Origin of the sequence: Streptomyces desertarenae, from assembly GCF_042681365.1 — a bacterium.
GTDB lineage: Bacteria > Actinomycetota > Actinomycetes > Streptomycetales > Streptomycetaceae > Streptomyces > Streptomyces desertarenae.
In genome coordinates this window covers 187,968-209,090 of the sequence record NZ_JBHUFU010000006.1, presented here as the reverse complement: position 1 = coordinate 209,090, position 21,123 = coordinate 187,968, and the positions used below count along the sequence as shown (strand labels likewise).

The following is a 21,123-nucleotide window of genomic DNA, read 5'->3' as shown; positions in this document are numbered from 1 at the left end:
GGAAGTGGACCATACCCGTGGGCCGACACCCGCCTACGGTCTTTCCCATGACGACTCCTCACGAACACGGTCCCCGCATGAACATCTGGAAGGTCGTCCCCCAGGTCTACCGGGGCATGGCCGCCTTCCAGGCCGCTGCCGCCGAGGGGCTGGACCCGGTCATCGCCGAGCTGGTCAAGATCCGCGCCTCCCAGCTCAACAAGTGCGCCTTCTGCATCGACATGCACCTCAACGACGCGCGGAAGATGGGCGAGTCCCAGCTCCGGCTGGACCTGGTCGGCGCCTGGGAGGAGGCGCCCGGCCTGTACACCGAGAAGGAGCAGGCGGCGCTCGCGCTCACCGAGGCGATCACGCGGCTGGACGGGGGCACGCCCCAGGGGCACTTCGTCCCGGACGCGGTGTACGAGCGGGCGGCGAAGAACTTCGACGAGACCGAACTGGCCCACCTGATCTCCCAGATCATCGCCATCAACGCCTGGAACCGCTTCCAGGTGGCCACCCGCGCGGTCCCCGCCTCCCTGCAGCAGAGCGAGCCGCGGTGACGGACGGGGCCGCGGCCCGCGCCGCAGCGTTCCGCGCCCTCCACCACGGTGGCGGGCCGCTGGTCCTGCCCAACGCCTGGGACGCGGTGAGCGCCCGCGCCTTCGCCGGCGCGGGCTTCCCCGCGCTCGCCACCTCCAGCAGCGCGGTGGCCGCCGTCCTGGGGTACGCCGACGGCGAGGACGCACCGGCGGACGAGGTGTTCGCCGCCGTCGCCCGGATCGTGCGGTCGGTGGACGTCCCGGTGACGGCGGACGTCGAGCGGGGCTACGGCCTGGCCCCGGAGGAACTGGTCGGACGGCTGCTGGAGGCCGGGGCGGCGGGCTGCAACCTGGAGGACTCCGTGCCGGCCACGCGGAGGCTGGTCGACCCGGACCGCCAGGCGGAGTGGCTGGCCGAGGTGTGCTCCGAAGCCGGTGGGAACCTGCTGGTCAACGCCCGGATCGACACCTACGTGCGCGGTGCGGGCGATCCGCTGGCCGAGGCCGTGGAGCGGGGGCGGCGGTACGCGGCGGCCGGCGCCGGCTGCCTCTACCCCATCTTCGCGCCGCCGGAGCACCTGGCGGTGGTCGCGGCGGAGACCGGCCTGCCGGTGAACGCCCTGTGCGTCCCCGACGGCCCCTCCCCCGCCGCACTGGGCGCCCTCGGCGCCGCCCGCGTCACCTTCGGCGGCACGCTCCAGGCTCGCGTCGCCGCCGGGATCGCGGAGCTGGCCGCCGGGCTGCGCACCGGCTGACCGCCGCTCCACCGCCGCACGGCCGCCACCGGGACGCCCGGTGGCGGCCTCGCCGTTCCGCGCGGGCGCTCGACGTCCACGGGCGCGTACGGCACGGCGGACGGGGAGCGGGCCGCGTTCGGGCCGGCGTGCCGCGGGCCCCTCGATTCCCGGTGAGGGCTTGCGCACGGAGCGTTGTTTGGCGACGATCACCGGAAGGCGTCGCGACCGCGGCCGGAGCGCCGCGTGACGCCCCGCCCCCCGCGGGACGCCGACGGTACCGCCGACCCGAAGCCGAAAAGGACATGCTGGTGGCAGCGACTCGCCCGCGCACTCCCGGCCGCCGTGCCCGGTTCCGGGAGATCCAGCGCACCTGCGACAGACTCCTCACCGAGGCCGGCATCACCTCCTGCTCCGGCGACGTCACGGCCATGTGCGAGCAGGTCAGCAGGTGGCGCGGCCGGGACATCCGCCTCACCCCGATGGTGCTGGAGGAGCCGATGCTCCACGGACTGTGGATCGCCCTGGACGACACGGACGTGATCGTCTACCGGAAGGACACCAGCAGATCCCACCGGGAGCACATCATCGCGCACGAGCTCTCCCACATCATCTGCGGGCACGGCCGCGACGGCGCCTCCGGGCCGCCCGTCCTGGCCCGGTTGTTACCGGACATCACCCCGGACCTCGTCCGCAGGGCCCTGCGGCGCTCCGCCTACCACGACCGGGAGGAGCAGGAGGCGGAGACGATGGCCTCGCTCATCCTGGCGCGCGCCCACCGGGCCACCCCCGAGGGCCCCGCCGCCCTGGCCCCCGGGGACGCCACCGTCATGGCCCGCGTGGAAAGCGTCATCGGCCGCGGATGATCTACGACGTCCTCGCACACGTCTGCGCCCTCGCCGGGCTCGCCGCGTTCTGCTACAAGCTCCCGGAGCTCCTCCAGCGCAGGAACGACCCGGCACTCCGGGCGCTCGCGGTCTACTTCCTCTGCTCCGGCCTGAGCTTCCTCATCGACCTCAACTGGCTGCGGGGCCACGTCTCCGGCCTCTTCGACTACCCGAACCTCACCACGATCATGACGCAGTCCGCGGTGGTCGTGCTGACGGCGGCGCAGCAGGTCGTGCTGGTCCACTGGTCCCACCCACCCGAACAGGCCCGGCTCCGGGCGAAGCGGCGCGTCCAGGCGTTCACCGTCGCGCTCGTGGTGCTCGTCGCCCTGTTCTTCCTCGTGGAGCCCTACCGGCAGTCCCCCTCCGCGGAGGGCACCCTGCTGCACAACATGCGGGACGCCGACTACGCCGGCTACCTGTTCTTCTACATCACCATCTGCGCGGTGGGGCAGGTCGGGGCGGTGCGGCTGTCCTACCGCTACGCACGCATCGCCCGCCGCACCTGGCTGCGCACGGGCATGTGGACGGTCACCGCGGGCGCGTCGTTCGTCCTGCTCTACTGCGCCATCCGCTACATCCAGACGGCCGGCGTCCGGCTCGGCTTCGACATGAGCGCCTGGGAGCCGGCGTACTGGCTGGCCGGCAATGTCGGATCGCTCCTGCAGCTGTTCGGCTGGACCGTCCCCTCCTGGGGCCCGGCCGTCTCCGCCTGGGTGACGAACTACCGGTCCTACCTGCGGCTGCGCCCCCTGTGGTGGGCCCTGTACGACGTGGTGCCGGCGATCGCGCTCGAACCGCCGTCGAGCAGGGTGCTGGACCGGCTCCCGCCCTCCGACCCGGAGTACCGGCTCTACCGGCGCGTCATCGAGATACTCGACGGCTACCACGCCCTGCGGCCGCACCTGGCCCACGCCGCGGCACGGGACGGCCGTCCGCCGGACCGGGCGCGGCACTCCCCCGCCGACGAGGCCCGCTTCCTGAAGGCGGCCCTCAGGGCGCGGGCCGAGGGCTCCGCGGCGCCTCCGCCCTCCGCCGCGTCCGCCCCGCCCCCGTTCGCCGGACACCGGGACGACTTCGCGGAGGAGGTGGCATGGCTGACCGAGGTGGCGAGGTCCTTCTCCCGGATCTCCTCCTCCCGGGGCTCCGCGCGCGGCGGGTGACGGGCCCGCACCGCACGGCGCGGACCGGGCCCCCACCGGACGTACGCGCCCTGACGGCCGAACTCCTGGTGCTCGACCGGACGCACGGTGCGCGCCGGGCGGCCCCCGAGGCGGTGCGCGCGGTGGGGGCGGTCGCGGGGCACCCCTGCCCGCCGTCCGCGTCCGGCCCGGACCGCGCGGCGCTCACGGAGCTGTTCCAGGTCGCCGCGTGGATCCTGTTCGACGCCGAGCGGCACGGCCTGTCGCAGCGCCTCGGCCTGCGGGCGCTCGCCCTGTCCCGGGGCCTGCCGGAGGAGGAGCGCTCCCTCGAACTGCTGGTCCTGTCGGTGCTGAGCATGCAGCAGGCCCATCTCGGGCGTCCCGTGGACTCCCTGCGCATCTCCTCGTCCGTCCTGGCCAGAGGGGGTCTGCCGGTGCGGGTGGCCGCCCTGTTCCACGTGCGCGAGGCGCGCGCGCACGCCCAGCTCGGCAGGCGACGGGACGCGCTGCGGTCCCTGAGCACCGCCCGGGAGCTGTGCGCGGACGGGCCCTCGGCCCAGGACCCGCCCTGGGCGTGGTGGTTCGACCGCGCCGAACTCGACGGCCACCACGGGCTCGTCCTGGCCGACCTGGGAGACGTGGACGGTGCCGCGGCCCTGCTGCACGCGGCGGTGGAGTCGGGCGACGGGCCCGCCTACCGCTCCCTGTTCGCCGCCGACCTCGCCCGCGTCCTCGTGCGCGCCGGCGCGTGGCGGGAGGCGGGCACCTGGCTGTCACCCCTGGCCGAGACCGCTCCCCGCATGGGCTCCGTACGGGCCCTGAACTCCCTGGGCCGGGCGCTCGACGCCGTCGAGCACGGCCGCCGCGTACCCCGCGGCCTGCGGGACACGGCCCGAGACCTCGCCGGCCTGCTCGGGCGGGAGATCCCGTCCGGCGGCCGGTGACGAACAACGCCCACCACCGAGCCCCTGGGAGACCCCCATGACGTCACGGACATCCCGCCGCCTCCGCCTCACCGCCGCCCTCGCGGCCCTCGTCTGCGCGGCGGGCGCCTCCACCGGCTGCACGGCGATGCTCCAACAGCCGTACGACAGAGTCGCCGCCTCCGCCCGCGCCGAGCCGCACGGGCCCGCCTCCTCCCACACCCGGCCGTACGTGCGGACGCAGCTCTTCTTCGGCACCGGTCGCCACCACGGCGAACCGCCGATCACCGAGGAGCAGTTCATGGCCTTCCTGAAGGAGCACGTCACCCCGCGCTTCCCGTCCGGCCTCACCCTCCAGGAGGGGTACGGCCAGTGGCGCGACAGGACCGGCTCCATCAACAGCGAGCACTCCTACGAACTCATCCTGCTCTACCCGAGGGAGACGGCGAGGGCCCACGACGCCGACATCGAGTACATCCGCGACACGTACACCGAGATGTACGGCCTGGAGTCCGTGGGCAGGGTGGACGAGGCGGTCCGGGCCGACTTCTGACCCCGCGCCCCGTCGCCGCCCCTGTGGGGGCGGCGACGGACGGGCCGCTGCGGCCCCAGGCGGTCCGGACGGGCGGGTGCGGGGATGCCGCCACGGCGGCCGCCGGTGTCGCCGGCGGCGGCGTCGCCGCCTTCCCCACCGGCGGACCCGCCAGGTGAGCGCACGGTCGATCCGGCGGGCGAGGACGGACGAGGAGCAGGCCGTGCCGCTCCGGAACAGCCCCCGGCGGCACGGCGGGGAAGGAAAAGCACTGGAAGTGGCGCGGGCGCGGGTGGGAGCTTGGCCCCATGGACACGATCGACGACGTCATCGCCCTGGCCGCCGCCCACGGCCTGCACCTGTCCGCGCAGGACGCCACCGTGAACGAGGCGGGCCTGGACTACCGCGTCGTCATGACCTCCGACACCACCGGCCGGAGGTGGGTGCTGCGCGTACCGCGCCGCGCCGACGTCTCCGAGGGCATGGCCGCCGAGACGCGCGTCCTCGACCTGGTCGCCCCCGTCCTGGCCGAGGACGGTGTCGCGGTCCCCGACTGGCAGGTCCGCCTCCCCGGGCTGATCGCCTACCCGGCCCTGCCCGGCGCCCCGGGCCTGACCCTGACCGACGCCTGGGAGCCCGACTGGCACATGGACCCCGCCAGCCCGGACTACGCCGAGCGCCTGGGGCGCCTGCTGGCCCGGCTGCATTCCATCACCCCGGAGCAGGCCGAGGCCGCGGGCGTCGAGGTCCGCACCCCGGACCGGGTGCGTCAGGCGTGGCGGGACGACGTCGCCCGCGTGAGCGAGGCCTTCACCGTCTCCCCCGCCCTGGCCGAGGCCTGGCAGGCCTGGCTCGAGGACGACAGCTGCTGGCCCGAGCGGACCGTGATGACCCACGGCGAGATCTACCCCGCGCACGTGCTGTTCGACGAGGAGGGCACGATCACCGGGGTCCTGGACTGGACCACCGCCCGCGTGGACGACCCCGCCCGTGACCTGTCAGCCCAGTACGGCGCCGCGGGCGAGGAGATGCTGCAGGCCACCCTCACCGCGTACGAGCGGGCGGGCGGGCACGTCCACCCCGGCCTGGCGGCCCAGGCGAAGCACCTGTGGGACGCCTCCCCGATCGGGTACGCCCTGTACGCGCTGGCCACCGGCGCCGAGACCGACCGGGCCACCGCGGCGGCGATGCTGAACCCCGGGGCCTGACGCCCCGCCCGCCGTCCGCGGGCGGGGAGTCCCCGGTGACGGCCCGGACGCCGGCGGCCACGGGGCTGGCGGCGCCGCTCGCCGGTGTTGACCTTCGAGTTGGTCGAGACCCGATGATGGCGAGGTGCCTGATCCCGAGCTGATGCCGATCGGAGTCTTCGCCCGACGCAGTGGTCTGACTCCCGGCGCGTTGCGGTTCTACGCCGACTCCGGTCTGCTGCCCCCTGCCGAGGTGGACCCGGTCTCGGGCTACCGCTACTACAGTGCCGACCAGGTGGCACGGGCGACCGTGCTGCGCCGGCTCCGCGAGATCGCCATGCCCCTCGCGGAGGTCGAGGTGGTCCTCGCCTCCGGGGCCGACGAGGCATCCCGGCTGCTCGACGAGCATGTCGCGAGGGTCGTCGGGGACGCGGTGGCGGCGCAGCAGAAGGCCGCCGCCATCAAGGCCGCGCTCGGCAGCGCGCCGGGTCTTCCGATCGCGGCGCTGAAGGGTCCCGTGCTGGCCGACGCGATCGAGCAGGTCCTGACCGCGACCGCACGCGAGCCCGGGATGCCGGTGCTCGCCGGCCTGCGCATCGAGGCGGGCCGCGGGGCGGTGAACCTGACCGCGACAGACCGCTACCGGCTCTCCACCCGGACCCTGGTGCCGGTCGAACCACCGAGGCGTACGTGGGCCGGCACGGTCGACGGCGACGAGTTGCGGACCGCGGTCACCGAGATCCGACGTAGCGCGCTGGTGCGGCTCGAAGCGGTGCCGCACGGGATCTGGCTCCGCGTGACCGGCCGGGAGGACCGGCACTGCCGGTTGCTGTCCGAGGAGTTCCCCGACCATCGGCGGGTGCTCGCGTCGCTGGGCGAGGCCACCACCCGCGTGACGGTCCCGAAGGAGCTGTTGCTGCGCACCTTGGAGGACTGGCCCGGCGAGCGCGTCGCGCTGCACATCACCGACCGGGGAGTGAGCGTCGCGTCAGCGGACGGCGGGCACCCCGGCCCTCCTCTCCCGGCCACCGTGACGGGGCGGCCTCTTCGGATCCGGTTCGAGCTGACCACGCTCTATCCCGCCGTGAGCACCGCGATCGGTCCGGACGTGCTGCTCGACCTGAGGGGGGACGACCGGCCGGTCACGGTCCGCTCCGCCGACCGCGGCGATCTCACCACCCTGGCCATGCCCGTCGGGCCCGACCACTCCGCCTGAGCGAGACGACGAGGAGAACCCCATGACCACCGCACCCGCCGGCTCCGATCCGACCATGGAAGCCATCGGCCGGGCCGTCGCCGAGGGCCGAGCCGGTGACGCCGCCTCCGTCCGCCGGAGACTCCTGAGCCTGTGGTCCGCGATCGGTGTCACCGGCGACCCGCTGCACCGTTGCTCCCTCGCGCACCACCTCGCGGACCTCCACGAGGATCCCGCCCAGGCCCTGGCCTGGGACATCCGGGCCCTGGACGCCGCCGACGCCGTGACCGATCAGCGCGTCCAGGAGCACCACGCCGGCCTCCGCATCGCCGGCTTCTACCCCTCCCTGCACCTCAACCTGGCCGACGACTACCGCCGGCTCGGTTCCTTCGAGGCCGCCACCGAGCACATCGACGCGGCCAGAGCGCATGCCCCCGGCCTTCCCCGGGGTCCCTACGGTGACCTTCTCCGCGACGCCATCCACGAGGTCGCCGAGGCCGTCGCCGGCCGGGACCGCACCCGGCGGGCGTCCGCGCCCGGCTCCCCCGCATGACGCGCTCGACGAGGCGCGGGGGCTCCAGGTGGCGCGTCCGAGCGACTCGGCCGCCTCGGTGAGGTGGTTACCGGCCGCCGGGCCGGGCGGGCCGGTACGACGCGACCGGGGTGTGCCGTCGTCCGCGACGGCACACCCCGGCCCCTTCCGTGCGGCCGGTCAGCTGTGGATCACGATGGACCCGCGGCTGATCGCGGTCGTCGCCGCGGCGCCGTCCGCGGCGCCCGGCTGGTTGTCGAACACGACGGTGCCGCTGTCGGCCTTCCAGACCTTGATCCGGTAGGTGTCCTCACCGCCGTTCTTGTCGGCGTCCACCACCGAGACCAGGAACCTGTAGCCGTCCTCGCCGTTGACCGTCCCGGTCCCCTTGTAGATCGCCTTGCTCCCGCTGACGACCAGCCAGTCGTAGGACGTGGAGTGGAAGTTCAGGCTTCCGGCCTTGAACTGGAACTCGGTCTGCCCGTTGGGAGTGGTGGCGCCCTTCTGGTACTTCGAGACGAAGCCGAACCGTCCGGGACCGCTCACGGAGGGATCGGCCGGGTAGGAGCCCTCGGGGACGTCGATCCAGCCGCCGCCGGTGACGAAGCCGGCCGACGGGTCGTAGACGACCACGTAGTTCGGTGCGCACTTCTTGTCGGAGGCGCCGTCGTCGTCGGTCACCGTGAGGCAGATCGTGTAGATGCCGGCCGCCGTGTAGGTGTGGGAGGTGTCGACCTGGCCGGCGGTGGCCGCGGGCTCGCTGGTGGAGCCGTCCCCCCAGTCCACGGAGGCGGTGTGGGTGTCGTTGGCGCCGGGGTCGGTGTAGTCGGCGTCCAGGGTCACGGGGGTGCCGACCGCCACCGGGTCCACCGGGGTGGAGATCTCGCCGATCGACGGTGCCACGTTCGTCACCGTCAGGTCGGCGGTGTTGGACACCGGCGCGTTGAAACCGTCGTCGGTGGTGAGCGTCAGCCGGTACTCGCCGTCGTCGGTGCAGGTGACGGTGGTCTCCAGGGCCGAGTCGTCCGCGAAGGAGCAGACCGCTCCGGCGTCCACTCCGCCGGCCGGCTCGTAGGTCCACTGGTGGGTGAGCGGGTCGCCGTTGACGTCACTGGCGGTCGCGCCGAGGGCGACCGCGGAGCCCTCGGCCCCGGAGTAGGGCCCTCCGGGGTCGTTCACCGGCGGTGTGTTCTTCCAGGTGGCCTTGGCCGAAGCGAAGGGTTCACCGGCGCCGCACGTTCCGCTGCCGTCGATGTCGTAGCAGGCGCTGATCGAGTCGGCCCCGACCGTCGTGCCGGTGTAGGTGAAGGTCGCCTGGCCCGCGGCGTTGGTGGTGCCCGAACCGGAGACGGCGTGCGCACCCGAGGTCTGGAAGAGGATCGGCGCGCCGGAGACCGCCGGCGGCTCCGCACCGATCTCGGTGAGCGTCGCGGTGACGGTGTGGTCCGTGCCGGTGTCCAGGGTCGCGTCGACCGGCGCGAGGTCGAGCTGGTACGGCTTGGGCTGCGCGCCCGACTTGCACTGGGTCGCCGGGTCTGGCACGAATCCCACGCGCAGGTTGTCGACGAACGTCGCCGAGTCGAGGACGCGGTCGCCCTGGTCGAAGATGGACAGGTAGAGCGTGTGGGCGCCCGGGGTGACCTGCTTCGCGGCCGACAGGAGCGGGGTGGCCCCGTCGTAGGTGGTGCCCGCCGCGTTCTCCGCGCTGAAACCGCCGAGGCCGACCGCGTTGACGCTCACGACGTCGTTGTCGGCGTCGAAGGCGAAGTTGTTCGGCGCGCTGATCTCACTGCCCGACGTGGTCCAGTTGCTGTTGTCCAGCTCCGCGATGAAGGCGTCGTTGAAGGCGCTGCCGACCCATTCCGGGTATTCCTCGCTGTAGAACTGGAAGTCGAAGCTCAGGCAGTTCGCCGTCTCGGGGACCTGCAGGTCGACCGTGAAGACCGACACGTCGAGATCCGTGTCGCCCCGGACGTTTCCGCCGGACAGGTCGGTCGTCTTGTGCCCTTCCGCGTTCGGGTCGTCGGCCGAGGCGGCGTCGCCGCTGGTCAGGATGGTGAACGTGGAGCCGTTGGTCGGGAAGCTCGACAACGGCGAATCCCCGACACCGTTGGCCACGGCACCGGCCAGGCTGTCGAATCCGGCACCGGTGACGTTCGCTCCCGGTCCGGCCAGGGACGAGGCCATGGCACTCGCGTTCGAGTTGTTGCTGATGGCCGCGACGGCCGGCGATGCCATCAGCAGCGTCGACGTTCCGGTGAGGGCCAGAACGCCGGTACCGGCGATCAGACCGCGTGCCCATACCCGCTTCACGGCATGCGGAAGCGATTTTCTCGACATGATCCCCCCAGCTGTTTCCGGGGGACCGGAAGACAATTGCGCGAAAGCGCCCCGCCCCTGTGAGCGAGAAACCGGCCCCCTGGAACTCGCTTGACACCGAGGGAAGCTAGCACGCGCCCAATCGGGTGGGACAGATGATTGGCATCCGCAGGTGTCGCACGAAGTGAGCGGATTCCTCCCTCCGCACCCACGCGCCGATTGACTTTTCTTCCGCGCTCCCCCTTACCCCTGAGAGAAGAGAAACAGCGCGCATTCCGGGACACCTGTGAAAGGGGAGGCTTCCGCTTCCGCACCACCGGTTCCCGGGGGCGGAGGGCAGGGACGGGGGCGGAGGCGGCGGGGCGGGGGACCGAGTATTGAACCGAACAGTACAGAACTGTTACGGTCGGATCATGGCCCGACCGAGGACCTTCGACGAGGAGCGGGCTCTGGACGCGGCGATGCGCACCTTCTGGAAGAAGGGCTACGAGGCCACTTCGACCCAGGACCTGTGCGATGCCACCGGCCTGGGCCGCAGCAGCATCTACAACACGTTCAAGAGCAAGCACGACCTGTTCGAGCGCGCCCTCACCCGCTACATCGACGCCATGACGAGCGCTCAGACGGCGATCCTGGAGAACCCCGCGCGAACGGCGGCCGACCGCATCCGCGACCTGCTCGCCAGGATCGTCGAGAGCGAGGCGGACCATCGGACCGGGGGCCGCAGCATGGGCTGCCTGACGGTGAACACCACCGTCGAACTGGCGGCCCGCGACGCCGAGGTGGCCGGGACCCTGGAGCGCGGCACCGCCCGCCGGCTGGCCGCCCTGCGCGCCGTGATGGAGGCCGGCCGACGCGACGGGAGCATCACCTCCACGCGGGACCCGGAAGCACTGGCCCGCTTCGTCGACGCGGCGATCGGCGGCATGCGGATCTCCGGCCAGGGCGGCGCCGACCGCGCCGCGCTGGAATCCGTCGCCGAAGTCGTCATGGACGCCCTGACCCGCTGAACCGGGCGCGGTCGGCGCCCTCCGGCGAGGGCGCACCCGCACGCCCAAGTTTTGTACTCATCATTCCATAACGCTCTCGGAGCACCGACCTCCAAGGAGTTCGATCGTGCCTCGTGCCGTGTACGTCCTGGCGCTCGGCATCTTCGCGATGGTGACCGGCGAGTTCGTGGTCGCCGGGCTGATGCCGCAACTCGCCGAGGGGCTGGACGCCACCATCCCCCAGATCGGATATCTGATCACCGCCTTCGCGGTGGCCATGGCGTTCGGCGGCCCCTTACTGACCGTCGCGGTACTGAGGGTCCCGCCGCGCAGGGCCCTCATGGTGCTGTTCGCGGTCTTCCTCGCCGGCAACGTGCTGGCCGCCGTCGCGACCGGCTACCCCACCATGGTGGCCGCCCGGATCGTCACCGGCGCCGCCTCCCAGGCGTTCTTCGGCGTCGCGGTCTCGCTGTGCGCGCAGCTCACCCGTCCCGAGGTCCGGGGCCGGGCGATCGCGGTGGTCATGAACGGCCTCATGCTCGGCACCCTGCTCGGCCTCCCCCTGTCCACCCTGGTCGGCGAGCGGTTCGGATGGCGCGCCGCGTTCTGGGCCGTCTCCGCGCTCGCCCTCGCCGCCGCCCTGGCCACGCCGGCCGGCGTGCCGCGCGTGGGCCGCGCGGAGGGCGGAGGCGACTTCCGCCGGGAACTCCGCGTCTTCAAGAACCCCCGGCTGTGGCTGGTCCTGAGCACCAGCACCCTGATCATCGGCGCCACCTTCTCCGCCTTCAGCTACCTCAACCCCATCCTCACCGAGGTCACCGGGTTCTCCCCCGCCGCCGTCCCCCTCCTGCTGACCGCCTACGGAGCCGCCACCGTCGTCGGCAACACCGTCGTCGGCCGCCTCGCCGACCGTCACACCCTGGCCGTCCTGGTCTGCGGCCTCCTGCTCAACGCCCTCTTCCTCACCGGTTTCGCGCTCCTCGCGGGACTCCCCGTCCCCGCCGTGGCGTGCATGACGGGCATCGGCCTGGTGGGCGTCACCATGAATCCGGCCATGGTCACCCGCGTCCAGCGCACCGGCAACGCCCGTCCGCTGGTCAACACCGTCCACTCCTCCTTCATCACCCTCGGCGTCATCCTCGGCTCCTCCGTCGGGGCCGTGGTCATCGACGCCTGGGGCCTGCGCGCCCCCCTCTGGCTCGGTGCCGCCATGGCCCTCGCCGGCCTGGCCACCCTGCTGCCCGACCTGCTCCGCCGCCCCTCCGCGGGCGTCGCCCCCGCCCCCGCCGTGGAGCAGGGGGAACGGGCCTGAGCCGCCGTGTCCGTCCGGGCGGGAAGGGACCTTCCCGCCCGGACGGACGCGGTCACCCGGTCCGGTGGGCGGCGTGCAGGAGCAGGAGCAGGGCGACGGTGGAGGCCGCGACCAGGCAGGTGGTCCAGGTACACGACCCCAGGCGCCCGCGGCGGGTGTGGCGGGACGTCACCGGGCGGCCCCCCGCCGGGGGTCGGGGCAGGCGAGCAGCGCCGCCCAGGGGGCGGGGCCGGCGATGCGGCGGGCGTGGACGGCGACGGCGTCGGTCGCGTACGACCAGCCGCCCTCGGCGCAGGCCCGCTCGCGCACCCGGGCGGGGTCGTGGAAGACCAGCGGGGCCAGGCAGCCGCGCATCCCGCGCAGGATCGCCGCGACGTCCTGCCCGACCAGCACCCCGTGGACCGCCCCCGGGAAGAGCCGGTCGCGCTCGGCGTCCGGGCGCGCCGACCAGCACAGCCGGTACCAGCCCTCTTCCCCTGGTTCCGGCGGGGCGGGGGCGGATGCCGCGCGCGTCTGCGGCGCGGGGTGGCAGGGGCAGGCGCACGCCAGGTGGCGCACCCCGGGCACTCCGGTCTCACCGGGCTCGGCCTCCGTGCACGCGTCGTGCACCCCGATCGCGCACCGCGCCGAGAGGTGTCCCGCAGCGGCCCCGCTCACGCCTCCAGCCCCGGGAAGGTGACCTTCCAGGTCAGGCGAACGGCGTGCGGGTTGTAGACGTACCGCTGCCGCGGCCGGAAGCCGTGGCGGTCCGCGTCCAGCCCCTGCGGCAGCACCAGCAGCGTCCGCCGGCGCGCGAGGACGCCCCGGTGCCGCCCGGTGGCCGGAAGCACTCTGCCCAGCAGCCGCAGAAGGGCGGAGCTCCCCGCTCGCCCCGTGCGGCGCGCGATAAGGTCGCGCACGTCATCAACTCCTTGTCGGTTGGTGGCCGCGCCCCCGGACCGGTTGCGTCGGTCGCGGGGGTTCTCTGCACGGCCGAGCATACATAGAGCATGCTAGGCATGCTAGGGGCACTATGGTTTGCAGTAGCTCGCACTGATGTGCAGTGAATGCCAATGTGACCTCGTGATCGACTTCGCTTCCGACGTGCCCAGGTGGATGCAGGTGGCCGACGTGATTCGGCAGCGGATCGCCGACGGCACCTACCCGCCGCGCACCCGTGTGCCCTCTGTGATCCAGTTGCAGGCCGAGTTCGGTATCGCACAGGCCACTGCCCAGAAGGTGCTCACCCGGTTGCGCGCAGAGGGCGCCACCTACACGGTTCCGGGGCTTGGCAGCTTCGTAGCCGAGTCGAAAGGTGCCGACGCCCCGCAGGGAGAATAGGCCCCGGAGCACACGGCGGGCCCGGAACGCCGGTGCGTTCCGGGCCCGTGGCCGTACGACCCCTACGGGGTCACTTCTTCGGGAGCCACTTCTCCCAGGTGTCCTTGTTCTCCTTCACCCACTTGGCCGCCGCGTCCTCGGCGGACATGCCGTCGCCGGCGATCCACTTGGCGACCTGGTTCTGCTGCTCGGTGGACCACCTGAAGTTCTTCAGGAACTCCGCGGCGTCCCCGCCGTTCTCGGCGAAGTCGGCGTTGAGGTACTTCTGCAGCGGGGTGTCGGGGTAGCCGCAGGCGACCTCCTCCGGGTCGGCGTCGCAGCCCTCGGTGTGCTCGGGCAGCTCGACCTCGACGAAGTCGATCTCGGCGTTCAGCCACTGCGGCGTCCACCAGTACGTCAAGAAGGGCTTCCTCTCCTCGACGTACTTCCGGATCTGGGTGATCTGGGCGGACTCGCTGCCCGCGTAGACCGTCTTCAGGTTCAGGCCGAGGTTCTTGATGATCGCGTCGTCGTGGGTGGTGTACGACGGCGAGCCCTCCAGGAGCTGGCCCTTGCCGTTGCTCTCGGTGGTCCTCAGCTCGTCGGCGTACTTGTCGAGGTTCTTCCAGTCGGTGACGTCGGGGTGCTCGTCCGCGAAGTACTTCGGGACGAACCAGCCGATGTGGCCGGTCACGCCGAGGTCGCCCGCCGGGACGACGGTCTTCCTCTCCTCGACGTAGCGCTTCTCCTTCTTGGGGACGCCGCCCCAGTCCTCCAGGATCGCGTCGGCCTTGCCGCTGTCGAGCGCGTCCCAGGCGACCGGCTCGTCCATCTGCCGGAGCTCGGCCTCGACGTCGAGCTCCTCCTCCAACAGGTGCTTGGCGACGGCCGCGTTGGCCTCGGCGCCGACCCAGGAGGGGACGGCGATGGTGACGGTGTCCGAGCCCCCGGAGGCGGCGCCGGTGTCGGCGGCGCCGCAGGCGGCGAGGGCCGCCATGCCGAGCGCGCTCGCGCCGGCGGTCAGGGTGGTGCGCATGCGTCTGCTGGTGTTGCCGGTGTTCATGCCGGGTCTCTCCTTTGCGTGTGCGCGACGGCGCGGGGACCGCCGCGGGGACGGGGTGCGGGGTCGGTCGGGTCTCAGCGGCGGTCGCCGCGGCCGCGGGCCGCGGCGGGCTGGGTGACGCGGTCCAGGAGCACGCCGAGGCAGACGATCGCCGCGCCGGAGGTCAGGCCGATGCCCAGCTCGCTCTTCTGGAGGGCGTAGACGACGTCGTAGCCGAGCGCCCCACCGCCCACCAGGCCGCCGATGACGACGATGGCGAGGACGAGGACGACGCCCTGGTTGACCGCCAGCAGCAGGGCGGGGCGGGCCAGCGGGAGCTGGACCTGGCGCAGTTGCTGGCCGGTGGTGGCGCCCATGGAGCGGGCGGCCTCCAGCGCGGCCGGGTCGGTCTCCCGGACTCCCTGGGCGGTGATGCGGACGACGGCGGGCAGCGCGTAGACGACCGCGGCGATGATCGCGGCGGTGCGGCCGACGTTGAACAGCGCCACCACCGGGATGAGGTAGATGAACTGCGGCATCGTCTGCATCACGTCGAGCACCGGGCGGATCGCCCGTTCCACCCAGGGCACGCGGGCCGCCAGGACGCCGACGGTGACGCCCAGGAGCAGGGTGACCACCAGGGCGGCGAGTACCTGCGAGAGGGTGTTGAGGGAGGCGTTCCACAGGCCCATCGCGCCGATCGCCGCCAGGGCGGCGGTGGCGGTGACGGCGGTGCGCCAGGTGCCGGCCAGCAGGGCGAGGGCGGCGGCGGCCAGGAGCAGCAGCCACCAGGGGGCGCCCTGGAGGCCGTCGCGCAGCGGGTTGAGCACCCAGCGGGCGAAGTTCTCCGACCAGGCGGCGGTGCCGCCGATGACGGGGATGCCGGAGCCGAGGTGCTCGGTGATCCGGGCGACGGCGGTGTTGACCGGTTCGGAGACGTCCACGGTCCACGTCTCCGGCCACTCGCGGCCCAGCGCGGCCGACCCGGCCGCGGCGGCGGCCGCGACGGCGGCGAGGGCGCCGCCCCGGACGGCCCGGGCGCGGGTGCGGCTCGGGGGGCGGGAGGCGGCGGTGTCGTCCAGCCGCTCGCCCGCGGCGGCGGTCGTGCGGTCCAGCCAGACGGCGATCAGCACGATGGCGACGCCGGGGACGAGGGCCTGCCCGACGTCCACCCGGGACAGGCCGGTGAAGACCTCGTCTCCCAGGCCGCCCGCGCCGATCACCGAGGCCAGGACGACCATCGACAGGCACATCATGATCGTCTGGTTGAGGCCGAGCAGCATCCGGCGGCGGGCCAGCGGCAGCCGGGCCGTCCACAGCCGCTGCCAGGCGTTCGCGCCGAGCGAGGTGGACGCCTCCAGGGCGGCCGGGGAGGCGCCGCGCAGGCCGAGCGAGGTGAGCCGGGCCATGGGCGGGGCCGCGTAGATGACGGTGGCGATCAGGGCCGAGGGCGTGCCGATGCCGAAGAGCAGGACGAACGGCAGCAGGTAGGCGAACGCCGGCATCACCTGCATGGTGTCGAAGGCCGGGCGCAGCAGCTTCTCGCAGCGGTCGGAGAGCCCGGCGGCCAGGCCGAGCAGTACGCCGATCCCGGCGGAGGCGGCGACCGCGACGATCATCAGCGCCAGCGTCTCCATCGCCGGTTCCCACATGTCCAGCAGCCCGATGACGGCGAAGGTGCCCAGGGCGGTGGCGGCGGTGCGCAGGGCCCGGCGGCCGGTGTCCGCGCCGCCCGCGTACCAGCCCAGGGCGGTGGCGGCGGCGGTGACGCCCGCCCAGCCCAGTCCTTCGAGGGCGGCCAGGACGCCGTCGACGGCGAGGACGGAGTTGTTGCCGATGTGGAGCAGGAAGTACAGGAACACCCAGTGCGAGTCGCGGTTGTCGACCAGCCAGGCGTCCAGCTCCTCCAGCGGCGGGCGGACGTCGTGGGTGAGGGCGGCGGGCCAGGTGCCGCTGCCCCACAGGGAGGCGGCCGCCGGGACCGCGACGGCGGCGATCAGGGCGAGGGCGAGCAGTTTCCGCGCGGCGGTCCGCTCACCGGCCCGGGCGGGGAGGCGGCGCAGGAGGCCCGGGGGCGCCGGAGGCGCCGGGGGCTTCTTCTGCCGGGCCGCGCCCGTCGCCGGGCCGGTGCCGGCGGACGCGGCCGGGTTCTCGGTGGACGGGGAGGGGGTGGGCATGGTCGTGGTCATACGGCGGCCTCCTCCCCGCCGGTGGTATGGGACCTCCCGGGGTCGGGCTCCACTCCGGCGACGACGGCCAGCAGCCGGGCGTGGTCGACGACGCCGAGGGTGCGGCCGCCCTCCACCACCCGGACGTGCCCGCCGCCGCGGGCCACGGCCCCGATGGCGTCGGCGACGACGGTGTCGGGGCCCAGCGGGACGCCGCCGTCGGCCTCGCCGGCCCGTGCCGGGCGCATGGCGCGGCGCACGGAGATGACCTGCTCGCGGGGGACGTCGCGGACGAAGTCGCGCACGTAGTCGTCGGCCGGTGCGGCCACGATCTCCTCGGGGGTGCCGAGCTGGACGATCTCGCCGTCGCGCATCAACGCGATGCGGTCGCCGATGCGCAGCGCCTCGGCCAGGTCGTGGGTGATGAAGACCATCGTGCGGCCCTCCTCGCGGTGGAGCCGGATGACCTCCTCCTGCATGTCGCGGCGGATCAGCGGGTCCAGGGCGCTGAACGGCTCGTCGAACAGCAGGACCTCGGGGTCGACGGCGAGCGCGCGGGCCAGTCCGACGCGCTGCTGCTGGCCGCCGGAGAGCTGGCCGGGGCGGCGGTCGCCGAGGCCGGACAAGCCGACCTTCTCGACCATCTCGGCGGCGCGGGCGCGGCGTTCGGCCCGTCCCACGCCCTGGATCTCCAGCCCGTAGGCGACGTTGTCGAGCACGGTGCGGTGGGGCAGCAGGCCGAAGTGCTGGAAGACCATGGCGGCGCGGCGGCGGCGCAGTTCGCGCAGCCGGACCCGGTCCATGGCCAGGACGTCCTCGCCGTCGATGTGGAGGGTGCCGCCGGTGGGCTCGATGAGCCGGGTCAGGCAGCGCACCAGAGTGGACTTGCCGGAGCCGGACAGGCCCATGACGACGAACACCTCGCCGCGGGCCACGTCGAAGGAGACGTCGCGCACGGCGGCGGTGCAGCCGGTCCGCTCGCGCACCTCGGCGGCGGACAGGCCCTTCAGGGAGGCGTCGCCGGGGACGCGGTGGGCCCCGGGTCCGAAGACCTTCCACAGGTTGCGGACGGAGAACACCGGGTCGGCGCCCGCGGCGGGGGCCGGATCGTCGTGCGGTCGGGGGGCGGTCCTGGCAGCGGTGGTCACGCGGCACCTCCGGGGGCCGTGGCGGGCTGGTCGTCGCGGAGCAGGTCGGCGGCCTTCTCCCCGACCATCAGCACGCCGATCATGGGATTGACGGCGGGGATGGTGGGGAAGACGGAGGCGTCGGCGATGCGGACGCCGTCCAGGCCGCGGATGCGCAGGGACGGATCGACGACGGCCGTCTCGTCGTCGGCGGCCCCCATCCGGCAGGTGCCGGCCGGGTGGTAGACGGTGTGGGCGGCCTTGCGGGCGTACTCGCTGATCTCCTCGTCGGACGTGACGTCCGGGCCGGGGCAGACCTCGCGCTTGAGCCAGTTCGCCAGCGGCTGGGTCCTCGCGATCTCGCGGGCGATGCGGATGCCGTCGACGAGGGTGCGGGCGTCGTAGTCCTCCTCGTCGGTGAAGTACCGGAAGTCCAGGGCCGGCTTGACCGAGGGGTCGGCGCTGGTGAGGTAGAGGCGGCCGCGGCTGCGCGGCTTGGGGATGTTGGGGGTCATCGACACGCCGTGGGCGGGCTTCTCGTAGCCGAGCCGCTCGGGGTTGTCGGTGAAGGGGATCTGGTAGAAGTGGAACATCAGGTCCGGACCGGGCGAGTTCGGGTCCCGGCGGACGAAGAGCCCCGCGTCGGAGTCCATCGCCGAGTTCTCCGGAATGGGCCCGTCGGTCTCCCAGACGATGACCGACTCGGGGTGGTCGAGCAGGTTCTCGCCGACGCCCGGCAGGTCGTGGACGACGGGGATGCCCAGCGCCGCCAGGTCTCGGGCCGGTCCGACGCCGGAGTGCAGCAGCAGCCGCGGGGTGTCGACGGCGCCGGCGCACAGCACCACCTCGCGCGCGGCGGTCACCAGCGTCTCCTCGCCGTCGGCGGTGCGGACGTGGACGCCGGTGACGCGGCGGCCGTCGGCGCCGCCGAACTCCAGGCGGTACGCCCAGGTCTCCAGCCACAGCTCCAGGTTGGGGCGGTCACCGGCCTCCATGTGGGGGTGGAGGTAGGCGACGGAGGCGGAGGAGCGCTTGTTGGTCTCCGGGTGGTAGGCCAGGTCGAAGAAGCCGACGCCCTCGTGGAACGGCTTGGCGTTGAAGCCCTCCACGCGCGGCACGCCGAGCGCGGCCTGGGCGGCGTCGACGAAGTCGCGGGCGATGGCGTTCCGGTCCTTCTCGTCGACGGCGACGATGTTGTTGCGGAGCCGGTGGAAGTAGGGCTCCATGGCGATGGCGTTCCAGCCGGCGGCGCCGGCGGCCTCCCACTCCTCCCAGTCCGAGGGCAGCGGCTTGAAGGAGATCAGGGTGTTGTGGGAGGAGCAGCCGCCGAGCACGCGGGCGCGGCTGTGCCGGATGTGGGAGTTGCCGCGTGGCTGCTCGGTCGTGGGGTAGTCGTAGTCGAGGTCGCCGCCGAGCAGGCCGAGCCAGCGGCGCAGGGTCAGCACGTCGGGCCGGTCGATGTCGGAGGGGCCGCCCTCGATGACGGCGACGGTGGTGTCGGGGTCCTCGGCGAGCCGGGAGGCGATCACCGAACCGGCCGTGCCGCCGCCGATCACCACGTAGTCGTAGGCGGTGCTGCTGGGCATGGGGTGTTGCTCCTGTGTCGGTGGTGCGTGCGCGGCCCGGTGTGCGGGGCGCGCACGGGTGTCGGTCGGGTGGTGAGGCGGTGCGGGCGCCTCAGCCGGCGAACCAGCGCACGGGGGCGGGGCGCAGGTTCTCGTAGACGTGCTTGGTCTCGCGGTACTCGTCCAGGCCGGAGGGGCCGAGCTCCCGTCCGACCCCGGACTTGCCGAAGCCGCCCCACTCCGCCTGCGGGAGGTAGGGGTGGAAGTCGTTGATCCACACGGTGCCGTGCCGCAGCCGGGCGGCGACGCGGCGGGCGCGGGCGGTGTCGGCGGAGAAGACGGCGCCGGCCAGTCCGTACTCGGTGTCGTTGGCCAGGGCGACGGCCTCGTCCTCGGTGCGGAAGGTCTCCACGGTGAGGAGGGGGCCGAAGGTCTCCTCGCGGACCACCCGCATGTCGCGCCGGCAGCGGTCCAGGACGGTGGGCTCGTAGAAGTAGCCGGTGGCCGGGCGGACGTCGGAGGGCTCGGGCCGCTTCCCGCCGCAGCGCACCACGGCGCCCTCGGCGACGGCGGAGGCGACGTAGTCCTCGGTCTTGTCGAGCTGCTGCTGGGAGGCGAGCGGGCCGCACTCGACGCCGGGCTCGGTGCCCCGGCCGAGCCGGATGCGGCGGGCGCGGCGGGCGAGTTCGGTGACGAAGCGGTCGCGGACGGACTCCTCGACGATGAGGCGGCTGCCCGCCGAGCAGACCTGGCCGCTGTGGACGAAGGCGGCGTTGAGGGCCTGGTCGACGGCGGTGTCGAAGCCCTCGTCGGTGGCGCAGGCGTCGGCGAAGACGACGTTGGGGTTCTTGCCGCCCAGTTCGAGCGCGACCTTCTTCACCGTCGGGGCCGCGGCGGCGGCCACCGCGGTCCCGCTGGCCAGACCGCCGGTGAAGGAGACCAGGTCCACGGCCGGATGGGAGGACATCCGGGCGCCGACCGGGTCCCCGGGGCCGGTGACGAGGTTCGCCACACCCGCCGGGAGCCCGGCCTCGGTCAGCAGCCTCACCAAGTGGACGGTGGACAGCGGGGTGATCTCGCTGGGCTTGATCACGAAGGTGTTGCCCGCGGCGAGGGCCGGGGCGATCTTCCAGCTCGCCTGGAGCAGCGGGTAGTTCCAGGGGGTGATGAGCGCGCAGACGCCGACCGGCTCGTGGACGACGACGCTGTGCACGTCGGCGCTGCCCGCGTCGACCACCCGTCCGCCGGAGGTGTTCACCGCCAGATCGGCGAAGTAGCGGAAGGCGGCCGTGACGTCGTCGACGTCGACGCGGCCCTCCTCCAGGGTCTTGCCGGTGTCGCGGGACTCGGTCAGCGCGATCTCCTCGCGGTCGCGCTGGAGGAGATCGGCGGTGCGGCGCAGCAGGGCCGCCCGCTCGGCGGTGGGGGTGGCGGGCCACTCGCCGGCGTCGAAGGCGCGGCGGGCGGCCTCGACGGCGGCGTCGGTGTCCTCGACGCCGCCCTCGGAGACGACCGCGAGCACCGTCGCGTCGGCCGGGTCGAGGATCTCCCTGGTCGTTCCGGCGGCGGCCGGCCGCCACTGCCCGCCGATGTGCATGCTCTCGATTGCCGACACGTTCCGTACTGCCTTCCTCGCATGGTGCTGTCGC

Annotated in this window: 20 protein-coding genes; 12 read left to right on the top strand and 8 right to left on the bottom strand. The window is 73.4% G+C overall.

Annotated elements, in window-relative coordinates:
- Positions 1-47: 47 nt before the first annotated feature.
- From ACFSJS_RS12490 to ACFSJS_RS12450, 9 genes are all read left to right on the top strand, one after another.
- Complete coding sequence (locus ACFSJS_RS12490) at positions 48-542, top strand: carboxymuconolactone decarboxylase family protein (protein WP_380899451.1); 495 nt, start codon at positions 48-50, stop codon at positions 540-542.
- A complete protein-coding gene (locus ACFSJS_RS12485) occupies positions 539-1,276 on the top strand; it encodes an isocitrate lyase/PEP mutase family protein (RefSeq protein ID WP_380899449.1) in 738 nt (245 codons plus the stop codon). The genes ACFSJS_RS12490 and ACFSJS_RS12485 overlap by 4 nt, the downstream gene beginning before the upstream one ends.
- Before the next feature lie 290 nt (positions 1,277-1,566).
- The gene (locus ACFSJS_RS12480; protein WP_380899447.1) at positions 1,567-2,121 is read left to right on the top strand and encodes a ParH-like protein; all 555 of its coding nucleotides are present in this window, start codon (positions 1,567-1,569) and stop codon (positions 2,119-2,121) included.
- The gene (locus ACFSJS_RS12475; RefSeq protein WP_380899445.1) at positions 2,118-3,305 is read left to right on the top strand and encodes an MAB_1171c family putative transporter; all 1,188 of its coding nucleotides are present in this window, start codon (positions 2,118-2,120) and stop codon (positions 3,303-3,305) included. Before ACFSJS_RS12480 ends, ACFSJS_RS12475 begins: the two co-directional genes overlap by 4 nt.
- Positions 3,236-4,228: a DNA-binding protein gene (locus tag ACFSJS_RS12470; RefSeq protein ID WP_380899443.1), complete on the top strand. Its 993-nt coding sequence runs from the start codon at positions 3,236-3,238 to the stop codon at positions 4,226-4,228. The genes ACFSJS_RS12475 and ACFSJS_RS12470 overlap by 70 nt, the downstream gene beginning before the upstream one ends.
- Positions 4,229-4,265: 37 nt before the next feature.
- Entirely contained in the window at positions 4,266-4,760 is a 495-nt protein-coding gene (locus ACFSJS_RS12465) for a DUF3574 domain-containing protein (protein ID WP_380899441.1), read from the top strand.
- A gap of 287 nt (positions 4,761-5,047) precedes the next feature.
- A complete protein-coding gene (locus ACFSJS_RS12460; protein WP_380899439.1) occupies positions 5,048-5,947 on the top strand; it encodes a macrolide 2'-phosphotransferase in 900 nt (299 codons plus the stop codon).
- Between the two features lie 142 nt (positions 5,948-6,089).
- On the top strand, positions 6,090-7,142 hold the full coding sequence (locus ACFSJS_RS12455; RefSeq protein WP_380899679.1) for a DNA polymerase III subunit beta family protein: 1,053 nt from the start codon (positions 6,090-6,092) through the stop codon (positions 7,140-7,142).
- 22 nt (positions 7,143-7,164) lie between these two features.
- Positions 7,165-7,674, top strand: coding sequence for a hypothetical protein (locus ACFSJS_RS12450; RefSeq protein ID WP_380899437.1), 510 nt, complete (start codon positions 7,165-7,167; stop codon positions 7,672-7,674).
- Between the two features lie 159 nt (positions 7,675-7,833).
- Here ACFSJS_RS12450 and ACFSJS_RS12445 read toward each other — a convergent pair whose 3' ends face one another.
- On the bottom strand, positions 7,834-9,966 hold the full coding sequence (locus ACFSJS_RS12445) for a choice-of-anchor L domain-containing protein (RefSeq protein WP_380899435.1): 2,133 nt from the start codon (positions 9,964-9,966) through the stop codon (positions 7,834-7,836).
- Positions 9,967-10,385: 419 nt separating this feature from the next.
- Between ACFSJS_RS12445 and ACFSJS_RS12440 the strand changes: the two genes are divergently transcribed.
- Together ACFSJS_RS12440 and ACFSJS_RS12435 are read left to right on the top strand one after the other, a co-directional pair.
- Complete coding sequence (locus ACFSJS_RS12440) at positions 10,386-10,982, top strand: TetR/AcrR family transcriptional regulator (protein ID WP_380899433.1); 597 nt, start codon at positions 10,386-10,388, stop codon at positions 10,980-10,982.
- Between the two features lie 106 nt (positions 10,983-11,088).
- Positions 11,089-12,273 carry an MFS transporter gene (locus tag ACFSJS_RS12435; RefSeq protein WP_380899431.1) on the top strand — a complete coding sequence of 395 codons (1,185 nt, stop codon included), beginning with the start codon at positions 11,089-11,091 and terminating at the stop codon, positions 12,271-12,273.
- A 168-nt stretch (positions 12,274-12,441) separates the two neighbouring features.
- On the opposite strand, the gene ACFSJS_RS12430 is transcribed toward ACFSJS_RS12435, so the two are convergent.
- Positions 12,442-12,930 (bottom strand): hypothetical protein, encoded by a 489-nt coding sequence (locus ACFSJS_RS12430; RefSeq protein WP_380899429.1) that lies wholly within the window; start codon positions 12,928-12,930, stop codon positions 12,442-12,444.
- Positions 12,927-13,172 (bottom strand): hypothetical protein, encoded by a 246-nt coding sequence (locus ACFSJS_RS12425; protein WP_380899427.1) that lies wholly within the window; start codon positions 13,170-13,172, stop codon positions 12,927-12,929. The genes ACFSJS_RS12430 and ACFSJS_RS12425 overlap by 4 nt, the downstream gene beginning before the upstream one ends.
- A 163-nt stretch (positions 13,173-13,335) precedes the next feature.
- Here ACFSJS_RS12425 and ACFSJS_RS12420 point away from each other — a divergent pair, with 163 nt between their 5' ends.
- On the top strand, positions 13,336-13,593 hold the full coding sequence (locus tag ACFSJS_RS12420; protein WP_380899425.1) for a GntR family transcriptional regulator: 258 nt from the start codon (positions 13,336-13,338) through the stop codon (positions 13,591-13,593).
- A gap of 70 nt (positions 13,594-13,663) precedes the next feature.
- Here the strand turns inward: ACFSJS_RS12420 and ACFSJS_RS12415 are convergent, their stop codons facing one another.
- The 5 genes from ACFSJS_RS12415 to ACFSJS_RS12395 all read right to left on the bottom strand — a co-directional run bounded on the left by ACFSJS_RS12415 (position 13,664) and on the right by ACFSJS_RS12395 (position 21,071).
- Positions 13,664-14,635, bottom strand: a complete 972-nt coding sequence (locus ACFSJS_RS12415) for an ABC transporter substrate-binding protein (protein WP_380899423.1) — start codon at positions 14,633-14,635, stop codon at positions 13,664-13,666.
- Positions 14,636-14,709: 74 nt separating this feature from the next.
- A complete protein-coding gene (locus ACFSJS_RS12410) occupies positions 14,710-16,803 on the bottom strand; it encodes an ABC transporter permease subunit (protein WP_380899421.1) in 2,094 nt (697 codons plus the stop codon).
- Complete coding sequence (locus ACFSJS_RS12405; protein WP_380899419.1) at positions 16,800-17,930, bottom strand: quaternary amine ABC transporter ATP-binding protein; 1,131 nt, start codon at positions 17,928-17,930, stop codon at positions 16,800-16,802. The genes ACFSJS_RS12410 and ACFSJS_RS12405 overlap by 4 nt, the downstream gene beginning before the upstream one ends.
- The gene (locus ACFSJS_RS12400; protein ID WP_380899417.1) at positions 17,927-19,495 is read right to left on the bottom strand and encodes a GMC family oxidoreductase; all 1,569 of its coding nucleotides are present in this window, start codon (positions 19,493-19,495) and stop codon (positions 17,927-17,929) included. The genes ACFSJS_RS12405 and ACFSJS_RS12400 overlap by 4 nt, the downstream gene beginning before the upstream one ends.
- Before the next feature lie 91 nt (positions 19,496-19,586).
- The gene (locus tag ACFSJS_RS12395; RefSeq protein ID WP_380899677.1) at positions 19,587-21,071 is read right to left on the bottom strand and encodes an aldehyde dehydrogenase family protein; all 1,485 of its coding nucleotides are present in this window, start codon (positions 21,069-21,071) and stop codon (positions 19,587-19,589) included.
- Between the last annotated feature and the right edge of the window lie 52 nt (positions 21,072-21,123).

Excerpts from the sequence above, each read along its gene's own strand:
- ACFSJS_RS12470 (WP_380899443.1), top strand. The coding sequence starts at position 3,236 with ATGGCTGACCGAGGTGGCGAGGTCCTTCTCCCGGATCTCCTCCTCCCG.
- ACFSJS_RS12455 (WP_380899679.1), top strand. The coding sequence starts at position 6,090 with ATGCCGATCGGAGTCTTCGCCCGACGCAGTGGTCTGACTCCCGGCGCG.
- ACFSJS_RS12395 (WP_380899677.1), bottom strand. The coding sequence starts at position 21,071 with ATGCACATCGGCGGGCAGTGGCGGCCGGCCGCCGCCGGAACGACCAGG.
- ACFSJS_RS12490 (WP_380899451.1), top strand. The coding sequence starts at position 48 with ATGACGACTCCTCACGAACACGGTCCCCGCATGAACATCTGGAAGGTC.
- ACFSJS_RS12475 (WP_380899445.1), top strand. The coding sequence starts at position 2,118 with ATGATCTACGACGTCCTCGCACACGTCTGCGCCCTCGCCGGGCTCGCC.
- ACFSJS_RS12400 (WP_380899417.1), bottom strand. The coding sequence starts at position 19,495 with ATGCCCAGCAGCACCGCCTACGACTACGTGGTGATCGGCGGCGGCACG.
- ACFSJS_RS12465 (WP_380899441.1), top strand. The coding sequence starts at position 4,266 with ATGACGTCACGGACATCCCGCCGCCTCCGCCTCACCGCCGCCCTCGCG.
- ACFSJS_RS12440 (WP_380899433.1), top strand. The coding sequence starts at position 10,386 with ATGGCCCGACCGAGGACCTTCGACGAGGAGCGGGCTCTGGACGCGGCG.
- ACFSJS_RS12460 (WP_380899439.1), top strand. The coding sequence starts at position 5,048 with ATGGACACGATCGACGACGTCATCGCCCTGGCCGCCGCCCACGGCCTG.
- ACFSJS_RS12415 (WP_380899423.1), bottom strand. The coding sequence starts at position 14,635 with ATGAACACCGGCAACACCAGCAGACGCATGCGCACCACCCTGACCGCC.
- ACFSJS_RS12410 (WP_380899421.1), bottom strand. The coding sequence starts at position 16,803 with ATGACCACGACCATGCCCACCCCCTCCCCGTCCACCGAGAACCCGGCC.
- ACFSJS_RS12450 (WP_380899437.1), top strand. The coding sequence starts at position 7,165 with ATGACCACCGCACCCGCCGGCTCCGATCCGACCATGGAAGCCATCGGC.